The following is a 19368-nucleotide window of genomic DNA, read 5'->3' as shown; positions in this document are numbered from 1 at the left end:
TGCTCTAGAATTATTATTAAACTTGAGAACTTCTTTAACTAACGATCAAGAGCTTGAACAGGAGGACAGAGAGTTAATTATGAGATTATCACCTTTATACACTTCCCGTCTTCAGGAAGAACTGGATGCTGGCCGTCAACAGGGTCTTCAACAGGGTCTTCAACAGGGTCTTCAACAGGGTCTTCAACAGGGTCTTCAACAGGGTCTTCAACAGGGTCTTCAACAGGGTCTTCAACAGGGAGAACGTCTGGTGGTAGAAAATTTATTGAAAGCTCGTTTTGGTAGTTTAGACCCAGATTTGTCCCTAATCATCGAGCGCATTTTATTATTACCGGTGGAGGAGTTTACCCCTTTAATACTCAATTCATCTCGCACAGAATTAATTGCCCACTTTTCTAATTAAAAGCATAACTCAATCCTTTGATGATACTGGATTTTAAAATTGGCTGATTAACCAGAGCAGGCAATTTTCCGGGCAAATTCGGGGATATTGAGGATCGTTCTGGAACCAGCATCAGCTTTCTTGCTAATTTGTGGCCAATTAGCGGCAATTTAGCTCTGATGACCTGAGAATAGCTTTTCTAAAGCTTCCTTCAAGGTTGGTTCCATGACAATTTTATTTTGATAAGCAACTGTTACTCTAGCGATTGTCGGGACACTATTTTGGTCTGCCACTAGATACAAAGGTTCTACATAAAGCAGCGATTGTTCAATGGGAATAATTAATAGGTGTCCTTGCAAAACTTTAGAACCGTCCCGATTCCAAAGGGAAATCTGTTGAGAAATATCTGGATCTTGGTTAATTAAAGCCTCAATTTGATTGGGTCCGTACACTAACCTTTGTTTAGGAAATTGATAGAGTAATAACTTACCATACTCTCTATCGTCTGAACGCGCCGCTAACCAAGCGATTAAATTTTGCCGACTAGAGGGAGTATAGGGATGGAGGAGAATAAATTCTTCTTTGTCGGAATCGGGCAGTTTCATGATTAAATAATAGGGTGATACAGCCTGGGGTTCCGTGCCGTAAATTTCTAGGGGAATTTCCCATTGATCCTCCCGATTATAAAATACTTGCGGATCGGTCATGTGATAGGTTAATAATCTTTCTGCTTGGGTACTAAATAAATCTTCGGGATAACGGATATGACTGCGGAGAGTTTTCGGCATTTCTGCTAAAGATTTAAAGAGATGAGGAAAGATTTTAGTCCACGTCTGAATGATTGGATCATTTTCATCGGCAACATAGAAATTCACCGTTCCATGATAGGCATCCACTACCACTTTGACCGAATTGCGAATATAGTTAAATTTATCTTTCCCCGGGTCAGAATAGGGATAGCGATCGCTGATAGTATAAGCATCAATAATCCAATGTAATTTACTACTACTATCGCCCACATCTGCCGCTACTAAATAGGGGTTGCGATCATAATTTAAAAAAGGGGCAATAGTTTGCACGCGATTTTGGATATCACGACGCATTAATAAGCGAGTTTCGGGAGTAAAATCTTGGCTAAATAACATTTGCCAATCCCGCAGATAAAGGGCAAATAGCCAACGTCTCCACCCCGTCCCCACTAGGATTCCTCCCTTACCATCGTAGGTATTATAGACATTTCCATCCCCGCTAGGAAAATCCAATTCTTCTACGGTGGTGGGAGTCATCACATAATTATTAGTTAATTCCCCGTAGTAAATGCGGGGTTTACCAATGGGAATACTATAATCAATTAATTCGCTAGAGGTTTGTAGGGCCCCTTCGTCTTTATTTGTGCCGATATCTTTGACAAAATAGTAGGGTAAACCCCCGGCAGCCACTAAATTAACCGGGGAAAGAGTGAACCCATAACCGTGGGTATAAACGAGATGTTTATTCACCCAAGTGTTAGCAGAAGTGGGAACCGCACTATAATCTAATTCTCTAGCGGCAATAATTGTCTGTTGTTTTTCAGATATTTGACGTTCTTCGATTTTTTCAGGCAATCCTACTCGTACCCGATAGCGATCGATATCAGCATCGGGGAATTTATAATATAAGCGAATTTGCTGTAATTGTCGGTTAGTTTCTAGCAGTGGTTTGGTGTCCCAAAGACGAATATTATCGATAGTTAGATGGTTTCTCTCTAAAACTTCGGCATTTAATTCGGCCTGTGGATCGAAAACTTGGGCATCAATTCTATCTAAGGAAAAAGCCGCTCTTGTGGATTGAATACTTCTTTCGATATAGGGTCTTTCTCTCACTAATTCATTCGGTTGTACGACAGTTCTTTGCAATAGTCCACTGATAATTGTGCCACTTATCCAAACAATTAAATAGAGAAATACAGGAACTAAGTAGGGGAAAAATACCAACTTTTTCTTAGGATTTTTGTATAACTTGCGACGGTCTTTTTTACCAAATAATGCTTTTTCTCCTAACCATATAGAGGTTATTCCTGCAATAATTCCCAGAATAATTTCAATAAATTGACCAACATGAACATCGATATAACCCGCACCATAAACTACCCCTTCCGGAGAATAAAGTAGCAGGTAACGCTGAATAATATGGTGTAATACTAGCAGCCCCATTAACCCACTCCACAGGGCGTATAAATGACGCAGTTGCGGACGGGAAAACCCCATAAATTTTCCCAGAGAAAGACTATCACCCGAAAAAAGATAGGTTAAAATAACAGCAAAAAGAGTATATATTCCCACACCAGTGAGCCATAATTCTAGTAACTGCCACAGGGGTAATTGAAAGATGTAAAAACCTAAATCATTCCCGTATTGAGGATCGTTAATATTGAAAGGAACACCATAAAAATATTTTAAAAAATTCGCCCACTGCCCAGCAATAATAAAAGATAGCATGACAGTGAATACTATAGATATTATTCGCAAAAAATACTCGGTTTTAATTAATAATCCCAAGACTAAAAAAGCGATAATTAACCCTTGCCACAAATTACTGGAAATATCAGTTAATACTTGCCTAATCCAAACTATTTGCAGAGGAGAATTGAGGGAAGAACTGAGGTTAGGGAGATTAAAATCTGGTGTCCAGAGACTGAGGGCTAGTTTACTGTAATACAATAACATTGACCCGATCCAAGCTCCAATTCCCGTTGCGATAATCAAAAGGCCGAGTAAATTAATACTAGGAGATTGAGGACTAAGAGGATAACTATCTTCCCGGGGTTTTTGCCAACGAAAACGCTGGGCTAAACGTAAATTAGTAAAAATAAAGAGTAGAGAAAGAATCGCACTTCCCCAACCTAATCCTAGTTGCCAAGATAATTGTTTCAGGAAAGTGTTTAAATAACCCATCTCGGTAAACCAGAGGCTATTGGCTACCACTAATACCCCCAACTGCCCGATCACAAGGCAGCCGAGAAACAGTAAAATAGGTTTAGCGATCGAGCTTCGGTTATGTCTGATCAGCATGGATAAAGTGATAAAAGAGAGTCTTCTTTCATTCTAGCGATTTTAGTTTCTCCCTGCTGCTTTTTCTTAATTTAAAGATAAACTTAAGAAACTATAGCCGGGTTAGGGCAATAATTTAGCTGAAAGTCAGCAATTTTCCCTAATTTTAGCGAGGATTAGCAGACTGGAGTATTTCTCGAAAAATCCTGCGTCGATAGGAAGGAGATTCATTGCTCATATTCCATAAAGTTTCGTAGAAAAAGAAAGAAACGCCAAAATTTTGTTGTCTCGATTTTTCCACTTGTTGAGTAATATTAACCATCGGAATCGGACGACCTTTTAAACCAGATAAAATCCCAATAGCCACGGGGATAGATTCTCTAGCTTGCTGTAATTCTGGTTGCGATAATTCCCAGTCAAAGGCGTTCATATCAGTTCGATACACTTGTATTATTAACTCATCAATCAAGTTTTTTTGTTGCCATTTTTGCCAATCTAAAAGATAGGATTCTAGGGAGAAAGTGTAGGGATTAGGAGATAGGGAAATAATCGCTGTAGGTTGGCGCTTTTTAATCATCTGGGCTAAACTATTCATATAGTCAGTAATTTTATCGGCCCGCCATTGAATCCATGCTTTATCTTGGTAATCTTGCGGTGGTAATTGTCCAGAATGTTCCCTTTGATAGAGTTTAATCGTGGTTTCATCATAGCCAAAATCGGTGGGATAACCAAAATGATCATCAAACTGAATTCCTTCTATATCGTAGTTAGTAATAATCTCGCTGACTAAATCCGTAATAAAGTTTTGTACTTGCGGATGTAAGGGATTTAACCACACCCGTTGATGCACTTTTCCTTCCCACCAAATCACGCTTTTATCCTGTCTTTGGGTTAACCAATCGGGATGTCGTTTGGCTAATTCTGAATCCGCAGGAGCCATAAAACCAAATTCAAACCAAGGAATAATTCTTAATTTTTTCCGATGACCTTGGCTAATTATTTCCTCTAAAAAGTCGCGATTTTTTAAAGACTTATGGGGATCGATCGCTCGTCCTGTCACTTTTTCTGCTACCTTAGAAGGATAGAGTGTATAACCCCAATTCCAGACCGTGGGATAAATAGTATTAAAGTTTAAATCAGCCAACCTATCAAGGGCATCTTTTAGGGTTTCCGGTTTAAATAATACCTCACTATCGATATTAGTTAACCAAACTCCACGAATTTCGGGTTTTTCTTGGGGTTGATTGGTCGATTGTGCCGGATAATTAAAGGTTATCGTCATGATACAAGCAAAGATAATTAAAAATATTACCCAGCTTATTTTTCCGTATCTTTGACTATAAATCACCAAACTATCGGCGAAATTATTAAAGGTTTTACTGATTCTATTCATAATGGGAAGTGGGGAAGTGGGGAAGTGGGGAGGTGGGGAGGTGGGGAGGTGGGGAGGTGGGGAAATTGAACTACAACCCTAAAACCCCAAAACCCCAACCCCTAAAATCTATCTCCTGCCTGCTGCTGACTGCCTCCTGACTGATAAAATAACTAAATTATCTCTCTAAATTGCGAGGATCTAGGGCATCGCGTAAACCATCACCGAGTAAATTAAAAGCTAAAACGGTGAGAATAATTAACAAAGCAGCTGGCCAAATTAACCAGGGTTGTAGAACAATAATTGAGGCATTGGTAGCCAGAGAAAGCATATTTCCCCAACTAGGATCTGGTTGTTGAATTCCCAAACCAATTAAACTTAAAACCGATTCGGCCACGATAAAACCAGGCACGGCTAACGTAGCAGAAATAATGATATAACTGGCAGTTTGGGGCAGCACATGACGCAGAATAATATAAAGGGGTTTTGCTCCCATAGCTTTAGCGGCCTGAATAAATTCCTGTTCTTTCAGGGATAAAACTTGACCGCGAATTACCCGCGCTAATCCCGACCAACTGATAAAAGAAGTAATCAGGACGATTAATAAAAAGCGTTGGGTGCTGGTTAATCCTGCGGGTAAAACGGCCGCTAGGGCCACGAGTAAATATATGCCGGGGATAGTCATTAAAACTTCCACAAAACGCATTAAAATCGCATCTAACCAACCGCCAAAATAGCCAGAAACGCCACCGACAAATAAACCGATAGGGAAAGAAATTAAAATCCCGACCAAACCGATAAATAAACTAATTCTGCCCCCGAAAATCAAGCGACTAAAACTATCGCGTCCCGATTCGTCGGTTCCCAATATATTGATTCTACCATCGCCGATGACTCCGAACAGATGGCGATCAAAAGGGATACCGGGGAATAAAGTTACTTCCTGCCATTTTGGCGGCAAAGGTAGGCGAATTTGACCGAAATTATAGGTTTCACCCTTAACCAAGAGACGCAGCGGCAAGGGTTTGTTAAAATCTCTCATTAGCTTCCGCTCACCAGTTTCTATATTAATAGCACTTTGAGTGGTGGGATAGACGTGGGGGCCAATCCACTCACCCTTGTTACTTCCCGACTGCGAGCGCCAAAAGATTTGGGTGGGGGGTAGGAGAGACTGACCGGGTTGGGAGGAGTAGGGAGAGTAGGGAGCGACAAAATCCGCCGCCATTACGCTTAAATAGAAGATTAACAGTAAAACTGCTCCCCAACGGGCGAGAGGATTATCTTTGAGTTTGTGCCACCAGTCCATAGGCGATGAGGTCAATAGGAGAGTTAATCTTTATTTTGCTAGTCTGATTGCTACAATTTATCATACCAACAAAAAAGCTGTCTAATGTTTATTAATCCCCTTGTTTATGAGAAATCTTCTGTCTATCGTCAAGATTTTGAGACAGCGCAACCGTTTAAGCATTTGGTCATCGATAATTTTTTAGTTGGGGAGCAAGCGCAAATTTTGCTGGAAAATTTTCCCAGTTTTAATCCGCAAAAAGCCATTAGTGAGTTAGGAAAAGTTGGCGGGAAGGCGGTTAATGAGGATTTAATCGGTTTAGGGGGTGTTTATCAAGAGTTTGGCCGCTACGTTCAAGCTCAAGAGTTTTTAGAGTTAATTTCCGAATTAACCGGTGTTGATAATTTAATTCCAGACCCTAGTTTTTATGGGGGTGGAACCCACGAAAATTTACAGGGTCAAGAATTAGACCCTCACATTGATTTTAACCTCGATGAGCGTCATTGGTATCATCGCCGCTTGAATTTATTAATCTATTTAAATCCCCAATGGCAAGCAGATTGGGGAGGTAATCTAGAGTTACATTCCAATCCACGTCAACCGGAAGAAAATCAGATTAAATCTTTTGTACCTATCTTTAATCGTTGTCTTATTTTTGAAACCAATGAATATTCATGGCATGGATTTTCTCAGATTAATTTACCAGAAAATAAACGGCATTTATCGCGTAAATCTCTGTCTATCTATCTCTATACCAAAGAACGTCCAGACCAGGAATTATCACCATCTCATACAACTTTTTACATCCCGCGCCCGCTGCCAGAAAATATTCAACCCCATCAAGTTTTAAGCTCAGAAGATTACCAACAAATTAAAATTTTACTGAAAAGACGGGATGATTTAATTCGTTTTTATCAAGATAGAGAACTGAAAGAATCTCAGGATTTAGTTAGTTTAAAATCCCATATTAAGCGCTATCTATCCCTCCAATATCCTCGCCTATGGAAAATTATTAAAAGTTTACTCCGTTGGCGAAAGTGACCTGAGAAAAAATCCCTACTTTCCCATCAGAGAGAGTAGGGAATCATCAAAAAAACTAACTGGGAACTTAGCCTAATAACTGGGTAGCACGGGCAGTTAAAGCATTGGCAGTCAAACCATTATAGGCCATAATTTCCCCGGCACTGGCGGTGGTTTCTCCCCGTTTCCAAGCGAAGACATCCCGACGCGCATTACTGCGTAACATAATCGGTTCTAACATGGCGCTTGTACCACCGGTTACTCCGATTAAAGCATCACCGGCAAAGAGACTGTCAAAACCAGCATCATCGAGGAAATTATTATCAGCTGCCGAGCTAGTTTCACTCATCACATCGCTAGGACGGTAGAGACGACGGGGATTAATTACCGAGACGATTTTTACACCGATTCCCGCTGCTTCTAACTGTTGTGCAGACTCAAAGACGGGTAATAAAGTCATATCGCCAATGACGGCAAAAACAACTTTTTTACTGCCTTCCGATTCGTGGAGAATTACGCCGCCTTTTTCTAAAGCTTGACGGGTTTGCTCAAAAGTGGTTCGTACCGGTAAAGGCGATTTACTAGCGGTGATTGTAATGCCTTTATTGCTAGTTCCTAACGCCCATTCATAACAGACTTGAATACTGTTAGCATCGCAGGGAAAGAGAGGAAAAATATTGCCATTTCGCATCATAGCGGCGAAATAATTTTCAATCTCTGGGCGTTGGTGTGTCCAACCATTACGCCCTTGCTCTAAGGCTCCGGCGGTGAATAAAGTAATAGTAGAAGGGGTGGGACGACGTAACTCGGCCATCGCTTGGGTTACAGTCTGCCAAATCGGTAAACCATTGATAGCAAAAGACTCGTAGGAACACCATAAAGTCCGCGCTCCCAAGAGAGATAAAGCGACGGCTAATCCAGCACAGGCATCCTCGCTTAAAGGCTCATAAACTTGACCGTTAGGTGCTTGGAAATAGGTATCATCGCTGGTGGGGTGAATAATCTTTAAACCGACGTTAATATTATTAATTCCCGAAGCGGCATTACCATCAGCATTAGTGACGACAAAATTGGGGTCAGCTTTACCCACAGCTACCACTAATTCCCCCATGGCAGTGGTGGCCACTTTTTTATCACCACCCACAGTATATTCGGTCATCGGTAAGGTTCCTAAATCCGGCAGCGGGAAGACTTTTTCCGTTACCACTGTTTCCACTGCCGGACCCCCTCCAGAGCGCTCGAAATTAGTACGAACAATTGCCCAAGCTTCAGGGGGTAAAGCGCGTTCCTGTAAGGCAGCAACGATATAATCTTTTTCTAAAGAATCGCCTGGATAAAGATTATGGGAAGCCGCTCCCCGTTTGTGAACTCCCGCCCCTTTAAGTTGTTTAATAATGATAACGGTTAGTTTACCTCCTAAAGCTAATTGGGCGGCTTTATCCGTGGCCATTAACACCACTTTCATGAACTCCAGACGCTGGTTAAAAGAGAATTTGGTGCTATCTACATATTCCCCATTTTGATTAGCATCATCGAAGTCTTTAGCATTAATGAGAATCACTTCCTCGAAACCATTACCGCGCCAATAGGCTTCCATTTCGGCGTTAGTTTTCAGGGAAACCATGCTATGGTGTTCTTGGGAATAGCCATTCCAGACTAAAATCGGCAGAAAATTGGTAATTTCAGGATAAGCAGTGTGAAAATGACCAAAACTACTCATAATGTAGGGTTCTCCTAAACCACCATCCCCGATAGTCACAGGGAAAAGGGTATTAGGGTGTAATTTGGCCGCCGCCATGGCGAAATGTTGGCCTTGGCCCAAAGGACCGGCCGGCCCGAGCAGTCCGGGGATTTGTCCAGAAAGATGCCCTAAAAGTCCGTGTTTTTCCCGAAAACGTTCTCCCAATTCCCTGACGTTGCTGATGCCCATGGCTTCGAGAGAGCGATCGAGAAAGACGTTACTATAAAAACCGGGGGCATGATGGCCCACTTCGGTGAAAATATTTTTCTGGCCTAACATCATCAAAGAGGCAATTACGTCGGCAGCGCTGGCAAAACCGCCGGGGTGTCCCGATTCTTTGGTAGCGGTGATTTGTAGGGTGAGGTAACGCAAAGCATCGGCGGCTAGGAGGGTTTGATAGATAGCATTCGGGTCATTAGCGGCAATAATAGCGGTTTTTCCCTCAGCGATAGCGGCTTTTCCTGCATATTTATCAAATTCGGGTAAGGAACCCCCAAAATATTTTATTCCTTGACAAAAATCGGGAATTGTGCTAGTAGCTGTCATAAAATTAATATACCCCTTTACATACAGGCAATCGTTAAAACTATCTTACAGTTAGCGGTAACTCTCGATAGATGCGATATTACACGGGGTTTCCATAGGCGATCGACTATTTGTGCTACACTGATCGCCAATGTTAACGATAAAATTAATCCTATTGATCATGTTAAATAGCAACCAATTACAGGATTTAATCAGTAAATCCCTACGTTATCTATTAATTATCGGCACTATTGCCCCCCTAACTTCCTTAGAAGCCCGCCCAGTCCAAGCCACTCCTCCGAGTAGTCCTGCACCCGCTCAAGAGGCGATTGCTCCTATCCCCGCAGAAAGCAAAGAGTACACCCTAGGAGAAGGAGATAAAGTCCGCGTCACCGTTTACCAAGTCGCGGATTTAAGCGGCGATTTCCTTGTTTTAGCCGATGGAACCCTGACTTTACCTCTGATTGGTAGCGTCAAAGTGGAGGGAATGACCGTCACCGAAGCCGGCCAAACCTTGGCCAAACGTTACACCACCTATCTCAAACGTCCCGTGGTTACTGTTAGCATTCTCACTCCCCGGCCTCTGCAAATCGCCATCGCGGGGGAAGTCAATCGTCCGGGTACTTATACAATTAACCCCGAACAAAGCCAAAAAACGCCCCTATTGACCGAAATAATCCGGCAAGCGGGGGGAGTGACTACGGTGGCCGATATTGGTCAAGTTCAAATCCGACGCAACCTCAAGGGACAAGAACAGCTAATTCAAGCGAATCTCTGGCAATTAATCCAAAAAGGCGATACAACCCAAGATATTAGCCTCAGAGATGGCGATAGCATCGTTATTCCCACTAAAACGACCCTTAGCGTCGGGGAAGTCAATCAATTAGCCGATGCCAATTTTGGACTAGATAGCGATCGAGAAATTAATGTTACTGTGGTGGGAGAAGTTTATCGTCCGGGGTCCCATCGTATTGTCCCCACTGCCAACAATAACAATAACAATAATAATGACCAAGATCGCGGCGGCACCAGGAAACCGGCCCGACTAACCCAAGCTATCCAACAAGCGGGAGGCATCAAACCTCTGGCCGATATCCGACAGGTACAAGTGCTGCGTTATACTCGTGACGGTTCCCAGCAGAAAATCCCCGTAGATCTCTGGAGTTTGCTCGAAAAAGGTGATATGACCGGCGATATCTTTCTTCAAGAAGGTGATACGGTGATTATCCCCACCGCAACTGAAATCTCGGCCAAGGAATCGGAAACCCTAGCATCGGCTAGTTTTGCCCCTAAAACCATTAACGTGAAAGTGGTCGGGGAGGTGAGAAAACCGGGGACAATTGAAGTTCCTCCCAATACCCCCCTCAATCAGGCAATTTTAACCGCAGGAGACTTTGATAAGCGTCGGGCCAATCAGTCCACAGTGGAATTAATTCGTCTCAATCCTAACGGGACCGTCACCAAAACCTCAATTAACATCGATTTTTCCCAGGGTATCAACGAGAAAACTAACCCGATTCTCCGCAATAATGATGTGGTTGTGGTTCATCGTAGCAGTCTGGCATCTGCTACCGACACCCTCGGCACGGTTTTAAGTCCCTTTACCGGTCTGACAGGCCTCTTCAACGGATTTTTTAATCTTTTCCGTTAAAAAAGTTTACTTTACCCGGATGTCATTAGCTAAGTAATCGAGCTAATAATAGATATAGAAACGGCGAAAAGTCGTGAGCGTTTACGGCTTTTCTGCTCGATAGACTCAGGAAAGAAAACTATGATTTTTCTCCTTACTCTAGCCCTACTCGCCCTGTCGATTAGCTACAATGTTCAAGGCGAAATAATTAGCCTCAGTACCCGCTTATTAGGTCTTTTTTGTGGCTTGTTAAGTTTGTTCTTTACACCCCTACCGGTAAAAGTTTTTATCCTTGTCACCTTAGTCGTCTTCAGCTGGGATTTTCAGCCCTAAACCCGACTGAAACCCTAAGCATACTTAACCCATCAAAAAAACTGTTATGCAAAAACGCTATCTCGGTCAGACTAATATAGAAATTACTCCCCTTCTCGTGGGTACTTGGCAAGCAGGAAAAAAGATGTGGGCAGGTATTGAAGATGAGGAAAGTATTCAAGCCATTCGTGCCGCTTTTGAGGCAGGAATTACCACTGTAGATACAGCCGAAATCTACGGGGAAGGTCACTCGGAATTGATTGTCGCTCAAGCTTTAGCCGATGTGCGAGAACAGGTAATTTATGCCACAAAAGTTTTTGCTAATCACCTCAAATATGAGGAAGTTATCGCAGCTTGCCATCGCTCTTTAAAAAACCTCCAAACTGATTATATAGATATTTACCAAATTCATTGGCCTAGTGGCTCATGGAACACGGAAATAGTGCCTATTTCTGAAACTATGGCCGCTCTTAATTATCTGAAAGCACAGGGAAAAATTCGAGCTATAGGGGTTTCCAATTTCTCCCGCTCTCAACTGGAAGAAGCTGGTCAATACGGCAGAATTGAGAGTATTCAACCTCCCTATTCTCTGTTTTGGCGCTCGGTAGAAAAGGAAATTATGCCCTATTGTATAGAAAATAATATTTCTATTCTGGCCTATTCTCCCCTTGCCCAAGGTTTATTAACAGGAAAATTTAGAAACGGTTATCAGTTGGCAGCGGAGGACCATAGAATTAAAAATAAACTCTTTCATGGCGAAAACTTTCAGAGGGTACAAGCGGCTTTAAATCAATTAGAACCGATTGCTGAACGCTATAATTGTTCCCTAGCTCAATTATCTCTTGCTTGGTTAATTAAGCAACCCCAAACTAATGCAATTGCTGGGGTAAGAAATGCTGCTCAAGCAGTTAATAACGCTCAGGCAATGACAATTAATTTAACCCCAGAAGACCTAAAATTAATTGATAATATTGGTAAACAGGTAACTGATTTCTTGGATGATAATCCCGTGCTGTGGGATTTCTAAAAATTATACAGCAGTTATCCTAAGGGTGAGGATAGAAGTTTTGGTTAATTCTCAGGAAAAAGCCTGTATAATAATAGCTATAGTCCGATTCTTACCGCAGGATTATACCCATGACTAAATCGAAAAAACACAATCTGCAATGGATTAAAGAAACCCTCGACTTAAATCCAGATCATAACTGGAAATCTAGTCCGGGTAACAGTATTTTTGTAGCTGGTCGCGGTGCAGTTCGCTTTGAAGTTCCTCAGGATTGGCATTTTGAACCCGATGATAATTCCTTTCGTTTTTTGGATAGAAAACCCCCCGATGATGATTGTCGTTTAGAGGTTTCCTATAATCTACTTCCCCCCGGAGATTGGAAAGAATTGCCCCTGAAAGGAATGGTCAAAAAATTAGCTCGTGAAGATAGCCGCAATCCTCACGAAATCGGCGAAGTTATCCAAGAAAAACGCCAAACCGTACGCATTGTTTGGGTACAAATTCAATTCATCGACCCCCAAGAAAATCGGCCAGCTTATTCGCGCATTGCCGTGGGTATTGGTTCTGGAGTTCAATGTTTAATTACTATGGATTATTGGGTCGATGATGCGGACAAATTCACCCCCGTCTGGGATACGGTTATCTCCTCCCTGGTGTTAGGTTTATACATTCGCGATCCCCGCAGCGGTTTAGCTTTCCCCGACTAAAGGTAATAGCAATTTTGCAGGAAAATTTCCTTGACAAAAAACCTTAATTGTGATAATAGAAAAATTGATCGCTCGACTCTGGTGGGGATAGCTGCCGGTCCCCGCATTGACGGGATGTGCAGGAAAGCAAGAGGCACTCAGACTTAAACGCAAGCTATGACCTTGAGGAATAGTGATAAAAGTGGCCTGTAGGGCAATATTTAGGGGCGATTCGGGATTATTTACCCGTTTATAACCCTGAGTGATATTAAAAACCCGACCATCGGGGGTAACTTGAGAAACCACCGCGCAGATATCGAAACTAACCGCATCTGCTTGACAATAACAATCCAGACGGGGACTACCCAAAATCGTTAAATCTTTCTCTAGGGGGGGAGAAGTGTAGGTAATCACATCACTGCGACAGTCTAGCATAGTGCGGTCGAATATTCCCCCCGGTAGGGCGCTATGACCTCCTAAAGATGGGACCGGTCGCCAAGGATCGTGAACGATGGTATCCTCGATCGCAGGTTCTAACAAAATCGCGCTTAATTTCCCCTCATCCTCGCGCAGATTGGCTAAACCTTGACTAGCAAGATAATAAATTTGCTGATTTTCTCCTGGAAACTTCTCCAGATATCGCCATTGATTAGACCCCATTTGAAATAGATACATAGGAGGATTTTTTAATAACTCCGTTTCCTGACCTTTTAAGAAATAATCAAACCATTGCAGCTGCATTTTATCCACAGGACTAATTGCCTGTTGACCATAATCTATCTCTCCTACTTTTCTCCCCCAGGGTAGATGAGTCCAAGCACCAATAATTAGCTGTTGGGGATAGATAGAACGCGCTTGCATTTCTTGGTATAAACCCAAAGTTCCCCGGAGATGAGGATCGAACCAACCCCCGATATGTAACATCGGTAAATCGATATTTTTTAAAAGGTTTTGCGGGGATAATTTTTGCCAATATTCATCGGGAAGATAACGAGTAATCCACTCGTGATAAAAAGAATCGGCGGCTAAATCTTGCAGAATTTGGGGAGAGGCAGCAATAGGATCAAAAAGGGGTAAATTTCGGGAAGCTACCCAGAGTTTTTGATAGGCAGTTTCGTCCCCTTTTAATCTAGCTGTTTCCGCCGCTAATTGTATTGCCCAAGCGAGATTATATTGTAAATTAAATGCTTCATTTTCATAGCCCCAATCTCGATATAAATCGTGAGCGATCATTGCTGGGCAAATAGTTTTTAAAGCAGCATGACTATTAGTAGCGGCGTATAATTGAGTCATTCCCTGATAGGAAAAACCATACATTCCCACCACACCCGTATTATTAGGAATAGTTAAAACCCATTCAATGGTTTCTAATCCGTCGCTAATTTCATGGGCAAATAAATTAAAATTTCCCGTCGAGTTTCCCCGTCCCCGGACATCCTGAATTACCACAATATAACCCTGACGTGCATACCAGCTAGGATGGGCATAAACCACCGTAGAAGCGATCGCTTTTCCGTAGGGTTGTCGCATTAGTAAAATGGGTAAAGATTCCCTACTATCGGGACGATAAATATCGGCAACTAAACTAATTCCATCTCTGGTGATTAAACTAGCCGTTTCTTTTTTTATGGGGTAAGGATTAAGCATTATTATCTCTTTCAAATAAAAAATACTGTCGGGTGGCTCAATCGAGAAAACTTGACAAAGACCAGATAAAGCTTAACTAAATGTTACAATAGAGGCGGACTGCCTCAACTGCCTAGGACTGGAGAAAAATCAGCGATGCTACGACTAGAGAGAATTAGTAAGATTTACCCGACGGGAGAAGTGTTAAAAGATGTCACTTGGGAAGTAAAAACTGGCGATCGCATCGGGTTGGTGGGAGTCAATGGGGCCGGAAAATCCACCCAGCTGAAAATTATTATGGGGGAAGTGGAACCCACCGCCGGAGAGATCATCCGTCCTACCAGTCTCCATATCGGCTATCTTACCCAAGAATTTGAAGTGGATCCCCGTCGGACGGTACGCGAGGAATTTTGGACGGTGTTTCAAGAAGCGAATCAAGTCCACCATCAACTAATAGAAATTCCCCAGCGCATGGAAAAAGCTGATCCCGAAGACTTAGATCGCTTAATTCATCAATTGGATCGCCTACAAAGACAATTTGAAGCGTTAGATGGTTACGGATTAGAAGCGCGCATCGAGAAAATTTTACCAGAAATGGGCTTTACTATTGATGACGGCGATCGCTTGGTAAGTTCCTTTAGTGGTGGTTGGCAAATGCGGATGAGTTTAGGTAAAATTCTCCTGCAAACTCCCGATATTTTACTCCTCGATGAACCGACTAACCATTTAGACTTAGAAACCATTGAATGGTTAGAAAAATTCCTCAAGGATTTAACTACTCCCATGGTCATAGTTTCCCACGACCGGGAATTTCTTGATCGTCTCTGTACCAAAATTGTCGAAACTGAAAGGGGAGTTTCTACCACTTATTTAGGTAATTATTCTGCCTACCTACAGCAAAAATACGAACAACAATCCGCTCAGTTAAGTGCCTACGAACGTCAGCAAAAAGAACTAGAAAAACAGCAAGCTTTCGTGGATCGGTTCCGGGCCAGTGCCACCCGCAGTACCCAAGCAAAAAGCCGGGAAAAACAATTAGAAAAGGTGGAAAAAATTGAAGCACCAATTGCCGATGTGCGTACCTTAAAATTCCAGTTTCCTCCAGCAGTGCGTAGTGGTCGGGAAGTGGTAACTATTAAAAATATTGTTCACATTTACGATGATAAAATTCTCTTTTTGGGAGCAAATCTGGAAATAGAAAGGGGCGATCGAGTGGCGTTTTTAGGACCAAATGGTGCAGGAAAATCCACGCTTTTACGTTTAATTGTTGGGTTAGAAGCTCCCACAGAAGGCTCGATCGAAATCGGTAAACATAACGTTATTCCTAGTTATTTTGAGCAGAACCAAGCGGAAGCTTTAGACCTAACTAAAACTGTTTTAAATACCATTCATGATGAAGTTCCCGATTGGAAAGATGTGGAAGTTCGCAGTCTTTTAGGGCGATTTTTATTCAGTGGGGAAACGGTATTAAAAAAAGTAGAATCTTTGAGTGGTGGCGAAAAAGCGCGTCTTGCCTTAGCCAAAATGTTACTTGCTCCCGCTAACTTATTAATTCTGGATGAACCCACTAATCACCTCGATATTCCCGCCAAGGAAATGTTAGAATCAGCTTTAAAAGTTTATGAAGGCACGGTTTTAATTGTTTCCCATGATCGTTATTTTATCTCCCAGGTAGCTAACAAAATTGTCGAGATTCGGGAGGGCGAATTAATTGCCTACGCAGGAGATTATCACTATTATCTAGAAAAACTAGACGAAGAAAAACAAAAAGCCGAACAAAAACGCATTGAAGCAGAAAAAGCGGCCAAAGCTGCTGCTAAACGGGCTAAACAAAAGACCAAAAAAGGTTAGAATATAAAGCATCACCCTATCCACGATTATCCATTCATTAATTAATCTTATGGCAGCTATAAAAGTAGGCGATCGAGTTCCCAATTTTTCTCTCCCTTCCCAAACAGGGGCAACGGTTAATGTCAGCGATTTAATCGGTAAAAAATCCCTGGTAATTTATTTCTATCCCAAAGATGACACTCCGGGTTGTACCGCAGAATCCTGCGCTTTCCGCGATAGTTACGAAGTGTTTACCGACGCGGGTGCGGAAGTTATTGGTATTAGTGCCGATAGTCCCCAATCTCATCAACAATTTGCCCAAAAATATAATCTTCCCTTCACCCTTTTAAGTGATAGCGATAACCGAGTCCGTAAATTATTCGGTGTTCCCTCTACCTTATTCGTCCTCCCCGGACGAGTTACCTATATCATTGATCAAGAGGGAATCGTCAGACATATTTTCGATTCTATGTTAGATTTTAAAGCTCACGTTACCGAATCTTTGAACACAATTAAATCTTTTTAGGTTGATGATTATGCAAGAAATTAAAACATCTATCCCATAATTGGGACAGTTCTGACTTAAAAATAAAATTAATGGTGTGTTAATTTTGACTAACACACCCTCAATCTGCTTTAGTTATTGGCAAAAATGACGGCTGGAAACAGAAGGCTAACATAGGCAAAGCTAACAGCCAAAAGTTTGTCGTTATTCCTTATAAACGTCTAATTGAAATGTTAACTTATACTAAATCCGTTGAGTAGTGGTTTCAAGTTACAACATCCTAAGAAAAGCATTGCCAAATCCGTTCAGCTATGGGATAGAGAGGTGCGTAGTTCAGCCAAGGAGAATTAATCTCTCGAAGTAAAAGTGAAGGGAATTTCTCAAATGGAATTCAGTCTGTTTATATTTGACTATACTTTTACTAACTATATAGTAAAGACTTTCAGGGTGTTTTGCTTGACCACTCCAAGGGACTTGCTATAGGAACGATAAAAGTTTAACTTTCTTGGCACGATGCTAAATAACAAACTACAACTTCTGTTAACCAGGGTAGGCCCATGGGCTGTTGGCGGCCTGCTCGGCGGTTTGATCGGCTCTCTGGCCGCGGTACTGCTGACTGAGGCAATTAAGCAAACCCTCAGGATTGCCTCTGACCTAGACAAAGTCTGGCTACTGCTGCTGCCTCTGGTGGGCGTTACCTTAGCAGTGCTAGTCCTGTTTGGACTGGGTAGGGGGCAACCCGTGCAGACCTTAGCTCCCCGGGGGGCAACTTCCTCTGGCCGCTGGGTTTCTCTCATGGACTGGTACTCCTTCCCCCATGACATTGCTCGCGCCGACCTGACCGGTGACGTGGTGAACGCATCCGGCGCCGAAGAGCGGTTCCCTTGGAATCTAGCCCCCTTGCGCGCCCTGGCCATCCTCTCCACCGTTGGACTGGGTGCGCCCATGGGAACAGAATCACCGGCAGCTCATATTGGCGTGGCGACGGGAACCTGGTTAGGTAGCATAAATCCAGCCCTAGGTCAACTGGTGCGGCCCCTGGCCATCGGTGGCGGTGCGGCCAGTGTTTCTGCTCTGATGGGAATCCCTCTGGTGGGCAGCTTTTTTATGTTTGAGTTGAGTCAGCGACGCCAGGTTCCGATCACCCCGGAGCGGGCAGCGGCGATGTTAGCCGGGGGACTGGTGGGATGGGGAGTCAACGCTGCCTTTAAGCTGCAACTGATCCGGCTGGTCGTGCCGCAGGTTGCCCCGACTGACTTCTGGGATGCGGTGGGTGCCACTTTGTTGATCGGAGTGATCGCCGGCACGATTACAGCCCTCACTGGTGAGGCGATCTACTGGGCCAGAGGCTTGCGGGACAGGCCCGCCACTCGTCTCCTGATCGGTGGCCTGGTGATGCTATTCTTGGCGATCGTGATCGGACAGGTGGCGACCCCCGCAGCGGCTTTTGGACCAGGGGGAGCCGCTATCGTCTGGGCCGAAAACATTAAAACAACTCCTTACCATCTGTTAGCGGTAGCTCTGCTCCGGGCCGCGGCCACCACCGCTGCCGTTTTAGCCGGGGGCTGTGGCGGCGTGTTTGTCCCTTTTCTGGCGATCGGCGACCTCAGTGGCCGGGTGTTCGCCACCACCTTTGAGATTTCGGGGGATCTGGCGGGTGCGGCGGGGGCAGCGGCCGGTATTGCTGGTGGCTATCGCCTACCTCTGACCGCCATGGCGATGGTGCTGGGGGTGGGTGGACCGGGGGCAGCCCAGCTAACCTGCCTTGCCACAGTAGTGGTCGCCGCCCTTTCGGGATTGGTGGCCGCACGGGCAGCCAATCAACTCTCCAGTTCCCTGCGCGCAATGTTCCGCTAGAAGCCACCGTCAGGGGATTGACAATCTCCGCCCTAACAGTGCGGAGATTCTTGGGCAACATCTTGCCTCTACTAGCAACCAGCAATTCTCAGTTTTAGACATAGCAAGCCTTTTAGGGATTTAAAGAACATTTTAAAGGGGGATTTTTGGGGCAACTTTGGGTGTACTATCACGTCAAAAGCCTGAAGACTCGTGACATGAAATTTGCAATCCCATTGAATTTGACCCCGTATTATGGGAACTAACCCCCAAAAGCCTTGCTACAGGGCAAATTTAGAATTGCTGTCTTCACCCCGACATTTGTGATCAAAACCCCTAAGAGGATTTGTTAGGGGTTTTTACCTATCAGAAAACTGGTCACAACTTGTCGTAAAGTGAAATAGGACTGACCAGTGCCACCGATTTTGATTAGCAAACTCCCTTGACATCCTCGCCGCCGTAAAACGGACGGCGATTCCCAAACCTCACGATTTGGGTTTCTGCTTCTTTCCCGAAGGATTTTTCGCACCTGCCTTAACAGATTTACTCTGTTCTGGTCATCAGGTCGCTCTACAGACTGACA

General features: G+C 43.5%; 13 protein-coding genes and 2 pseudogenes. 9 read left to right on the top strand and 6 right to left on the bottom strand.

What is annotated here, in order from left to right; genetic code table 11:
* A pseudogene (locus O9295_RS20550) lies at positions 1-403 on the top strand (flagellar assembly protein H); the annotation flags it as partial.
* A gap of 149 nt (positions 404-552) precedes the next feature.
* On the opposite strand, the gene O9295_RS20545 reads toward O9295_RS20550, so the two are convergent.
* From O9295_RS20545 to O9295_RS20535, 3 genes are all read right to left on the bottom strand, one after another.
* Positions 553-3432 carry a UPF0182 family protein gene (locus tag O9295_RS20545; RefSeq protein ID WP_288034952.1) on the bottom strand — a complete coding sequence of 960 codons (2880 nt, stop codon included), beginning with the start codon at positions 3430-3432 and terminating at the stop codon, positions 553-555.
* Positions 3433-3577: 145 nt separating this feature from the next.
* Positions 3578-4804, bottom strand: a complete 1227-nt coding sequence (locus tag O9295_RS20540) for a glycoside hydrolase family 10-like protein (protein ID WP_288034951.1) — start codon at positions 4802-4804, stop codon at positions 3578-3580.
* Between the two features lie 157 nt (positions 4805-4961).
* The gene (locus tag O9295_RS20535; RefSeq protein ID WP_288034949.1) at positions 4962-6089 is read right to left on the bottom strand and encodes an ABC transporter permease; all 1128 of its coding nucleotides are present in this window, start codon (positions 6087-6089) and stop codon (positions 4962-4964) included.
* Positions 6090-6173: 84 nt separating this feature from the next.
* Between O9295_RS20535 and O9295_RS20530 the strand changes: the two genes are divergently transcribed.
* A complete protein-coding gene (locus O9295_RS20530) occupies positions 6174-7109 on the top strand; it encodes a 2OG-Fe(II) oxygenase (RefSeq protein WP_288034947.1) in 936 nt (311 codons plus the stop codon).
* Between the two features lie 67 nt (positions 7110-7176).
* Here the strand turns inward: O9295_RS20530 and O9295_RS20525 are convergent, their stop codons facing one another.
* Positions 7177-9375 carry a phosphoketolase family protein gene (locus O9295_RS20525; RefSeq protein ID WP_288034945.1) on the bottom strand — a complete coding sequence of 733 codons (2199 nt, stop codon included), beginning with the start codon at positions 9373-9375 and terminating at the stop codon, positions 7177-7179.
* 130 nt (positions 9376-9505) lie between these two features.
* Between O9295_RS20525 and O9295_RS20520 the strand changes: the two genes are divergently transcribed.
* The 4 genes from O9295_RS20520 (at position 9506) to O9295_RS20505 (ending at position 13009) form a co-directional block, all read left to right on the top strand.
* Positions 9506-11005, top strand: a complete 1500-nt coding sequence (locus tag O9295_RS20520; protein WP_288034943.1) for an SLBB domain-containing protein — start codon at positions 9506-9508, stop codon at positions 11003-11005.
* Between the two features lie 120 nt (positions 11006-11125).
* Entirely contained in the window at positions 11126-11317 is a 192-nt protein-coding gene (locus O9295_RS20515) for a hypothetical protein (protein WP_002795737.1), read from the top strand.
* 46 nt (positions 11318-11363) lie between these two features.
* On the top strand, positions 11364-12323 hold the full coding sequence (locus O9295_RS20510; RefSeq protein ID WP_288034940.1) for an aldo/keto reductase: 960 nt from the start codon (positions 11364-11366) through the stop codon (positions 12321-12323).
* Positions 12324-12433: 110 nt separating this feature from the next.
* Positions 12434-13009 (top strand): Alr1449 family protein, encoded by a 576-nt coding sequence (locus O9295_RS20505; RefSeq protein ID WP_288034937.1) that lies wholly within the window; start codon positions 12434-12436, stop codon positions 13007-13009.
* Here the strand turns inward: O9295_RS20505 and O9295_RS20500 are convergent.
* On the bottom strand, positions 12992-14635 hold the full coding sequence (locus O9295_RS20500; protein WP_288034936.1) for a CocE/NonD family hydrolase: 1644 nt from the start codon (positions 14633-14635) through the stop codon (positions 12992-12994). The genes O9295_RS20505 and O9295_RS20500 overlap by 18 nt on opposite strands.
* 135 nt (positions 14636-14770) lie before the next feature.
* Between O9295_RS20500 and O9295_RS20495 the strand changes: the two genes are divergently transcribed.
* From O9295_RS20495 to O9295_RS20485, 3 genes are all read left to right on the top strand, one after another.
* Entirely contained in the window at positions 14771-16465 is a 1695-nt protein-coding gene (locus O9295_RS20495) for an ABC-F family ATP-binding cassette domain-containing protein (protein WP_288034935.1), read from the top strand.
* Positions 16466-16514: 49 nt separating this feature from the next.
* Complete coding sequence (locus O9295_RS20490; protein ID WP_002760875.1) at positions 16515-16970, top strand: peroxiredoxin; 456 nt, start codon at positions 16515-16517, stop codon at positions 16968-16970.
* Positions 16971-17462: 492 nt separating this feature from the next.
* Positions 17463-18806, top strand: a complete 1344-nt coding sequence (locus O9295_RS20485; protein WP_288034933.1) for a chloride channel protein — start codon at positions 17463-17465, stop codon at positions 18804-18806.
* Positions 18807-19134: 328 nt separating this feature from the next.
* On the opposite strand, the pseudogene O9295_RS20480 reads toward O9295_RS20485, so the two are convergent.
* Positions 19135-19368 (bottom strand): annotated as a pseudogene (locus O9295_RS20480) (hypothetical protein); the annotation flags it as partial.

The sequence above is a fragment of the Microcystis sp. LE18-22.4A genome (assembly GCF_027531105.1).
Taxonomy (GTDB): Bacteria; Cyanobacteriota; Cyanobacteriia; order Cyanobacteriales; family Microcystaceae; genus Microcystis; species Microcystis aeruginosa.
This window is presented reverse-complemented; position numbering and strand designations above follow the sequence as displayed.

Coding starts and splice junctions, on each gene's coding strand:
- O9295_RS20545 (WP_288034952.1), bottom strand. CDS start 3,432: ATGCTGATCAGACATAACCGAAGCTCGATCGCTAAACCTATTTTACTG.
- O9295_RS20540 (WP_288034951.1), bottom strand. CDS start 4,804: ATGAATAGAATCAGTAAAACCTTTAATAATTTCGCCGATAGTTTGGTG.
- O9295_RS20535 (WP_288034949.1), bottom strand. CDS start 6,089: ATGGACTGGTGGCACAAACTCAAAGATAATCCTCTCGCCCGTTGGGGA.
- O9295_RS20530 (WP_288034947.1), top strand. CDS start 6,174: ATGTTTATTAATCCCCTTGTTTATGAGAAATCTTCTGTCTATCGTCAA.
- O9295_RS20525 (WP_288034945.1), bottom strand. CDS start 9,375: ATGACAGCTACTAGCACAATTCCCGATTTTTGTCAAGGAATAAAATAT.
- O9295_RS20520 (WP_288034943.1), top strand. CDS start 9,506: ATGTTAACGATAAAATTAATCCTATTGATCATGTTAAATAGCAACCAA.
- O9295_RS20515 (WP_002795737.1), top strand. CDS start 11,126: ATGATTTTTCTCCTTACTCTAGCCCTACTCGCCCTGTCGATTAGCTAC.
- O9295_RS20510 (WP_288034940.1), top strand. CDS start 11,364: ATGCAAAAACGCTATCTCGGTCAGACTAATATAGAAATTACTCCCCTT.
- O9295_RS20505 (WP_288034937.1), top strand. CDS start 12,434: ATGACTAAATCGAAAAAACACAATCTGCAATGGATTAAAGAAACCCTC.
- O9295_RS20500 (WP_288034936.1), bottom strand. CDS start 14,635: ATGCTTAATCCTTACCCCATAAAAAAAGAAACGGCTAGTTTAATCACC.
- O9295_RS20495 (WP_288034935.1), top strand. CDS start 14,771: ATGCTACGACTAGAGAGAATTAGTAAGATTTACCCGACGGGAGAAGTG.
- O9295_RS20490 (WP_002760875.1), top strand. CDS start 16,515: ATGGCAGCTATAAAAGTAGGCGATCGAGTTCCCAATTTTTCTCTCCCT.
- O9295_RS20485 (WP_288034933.1), top strand. CDS start 17,463: ATGCTAAATAACAAACTACAACTTCTGTTAACCAGGGTAGGCCCATGG.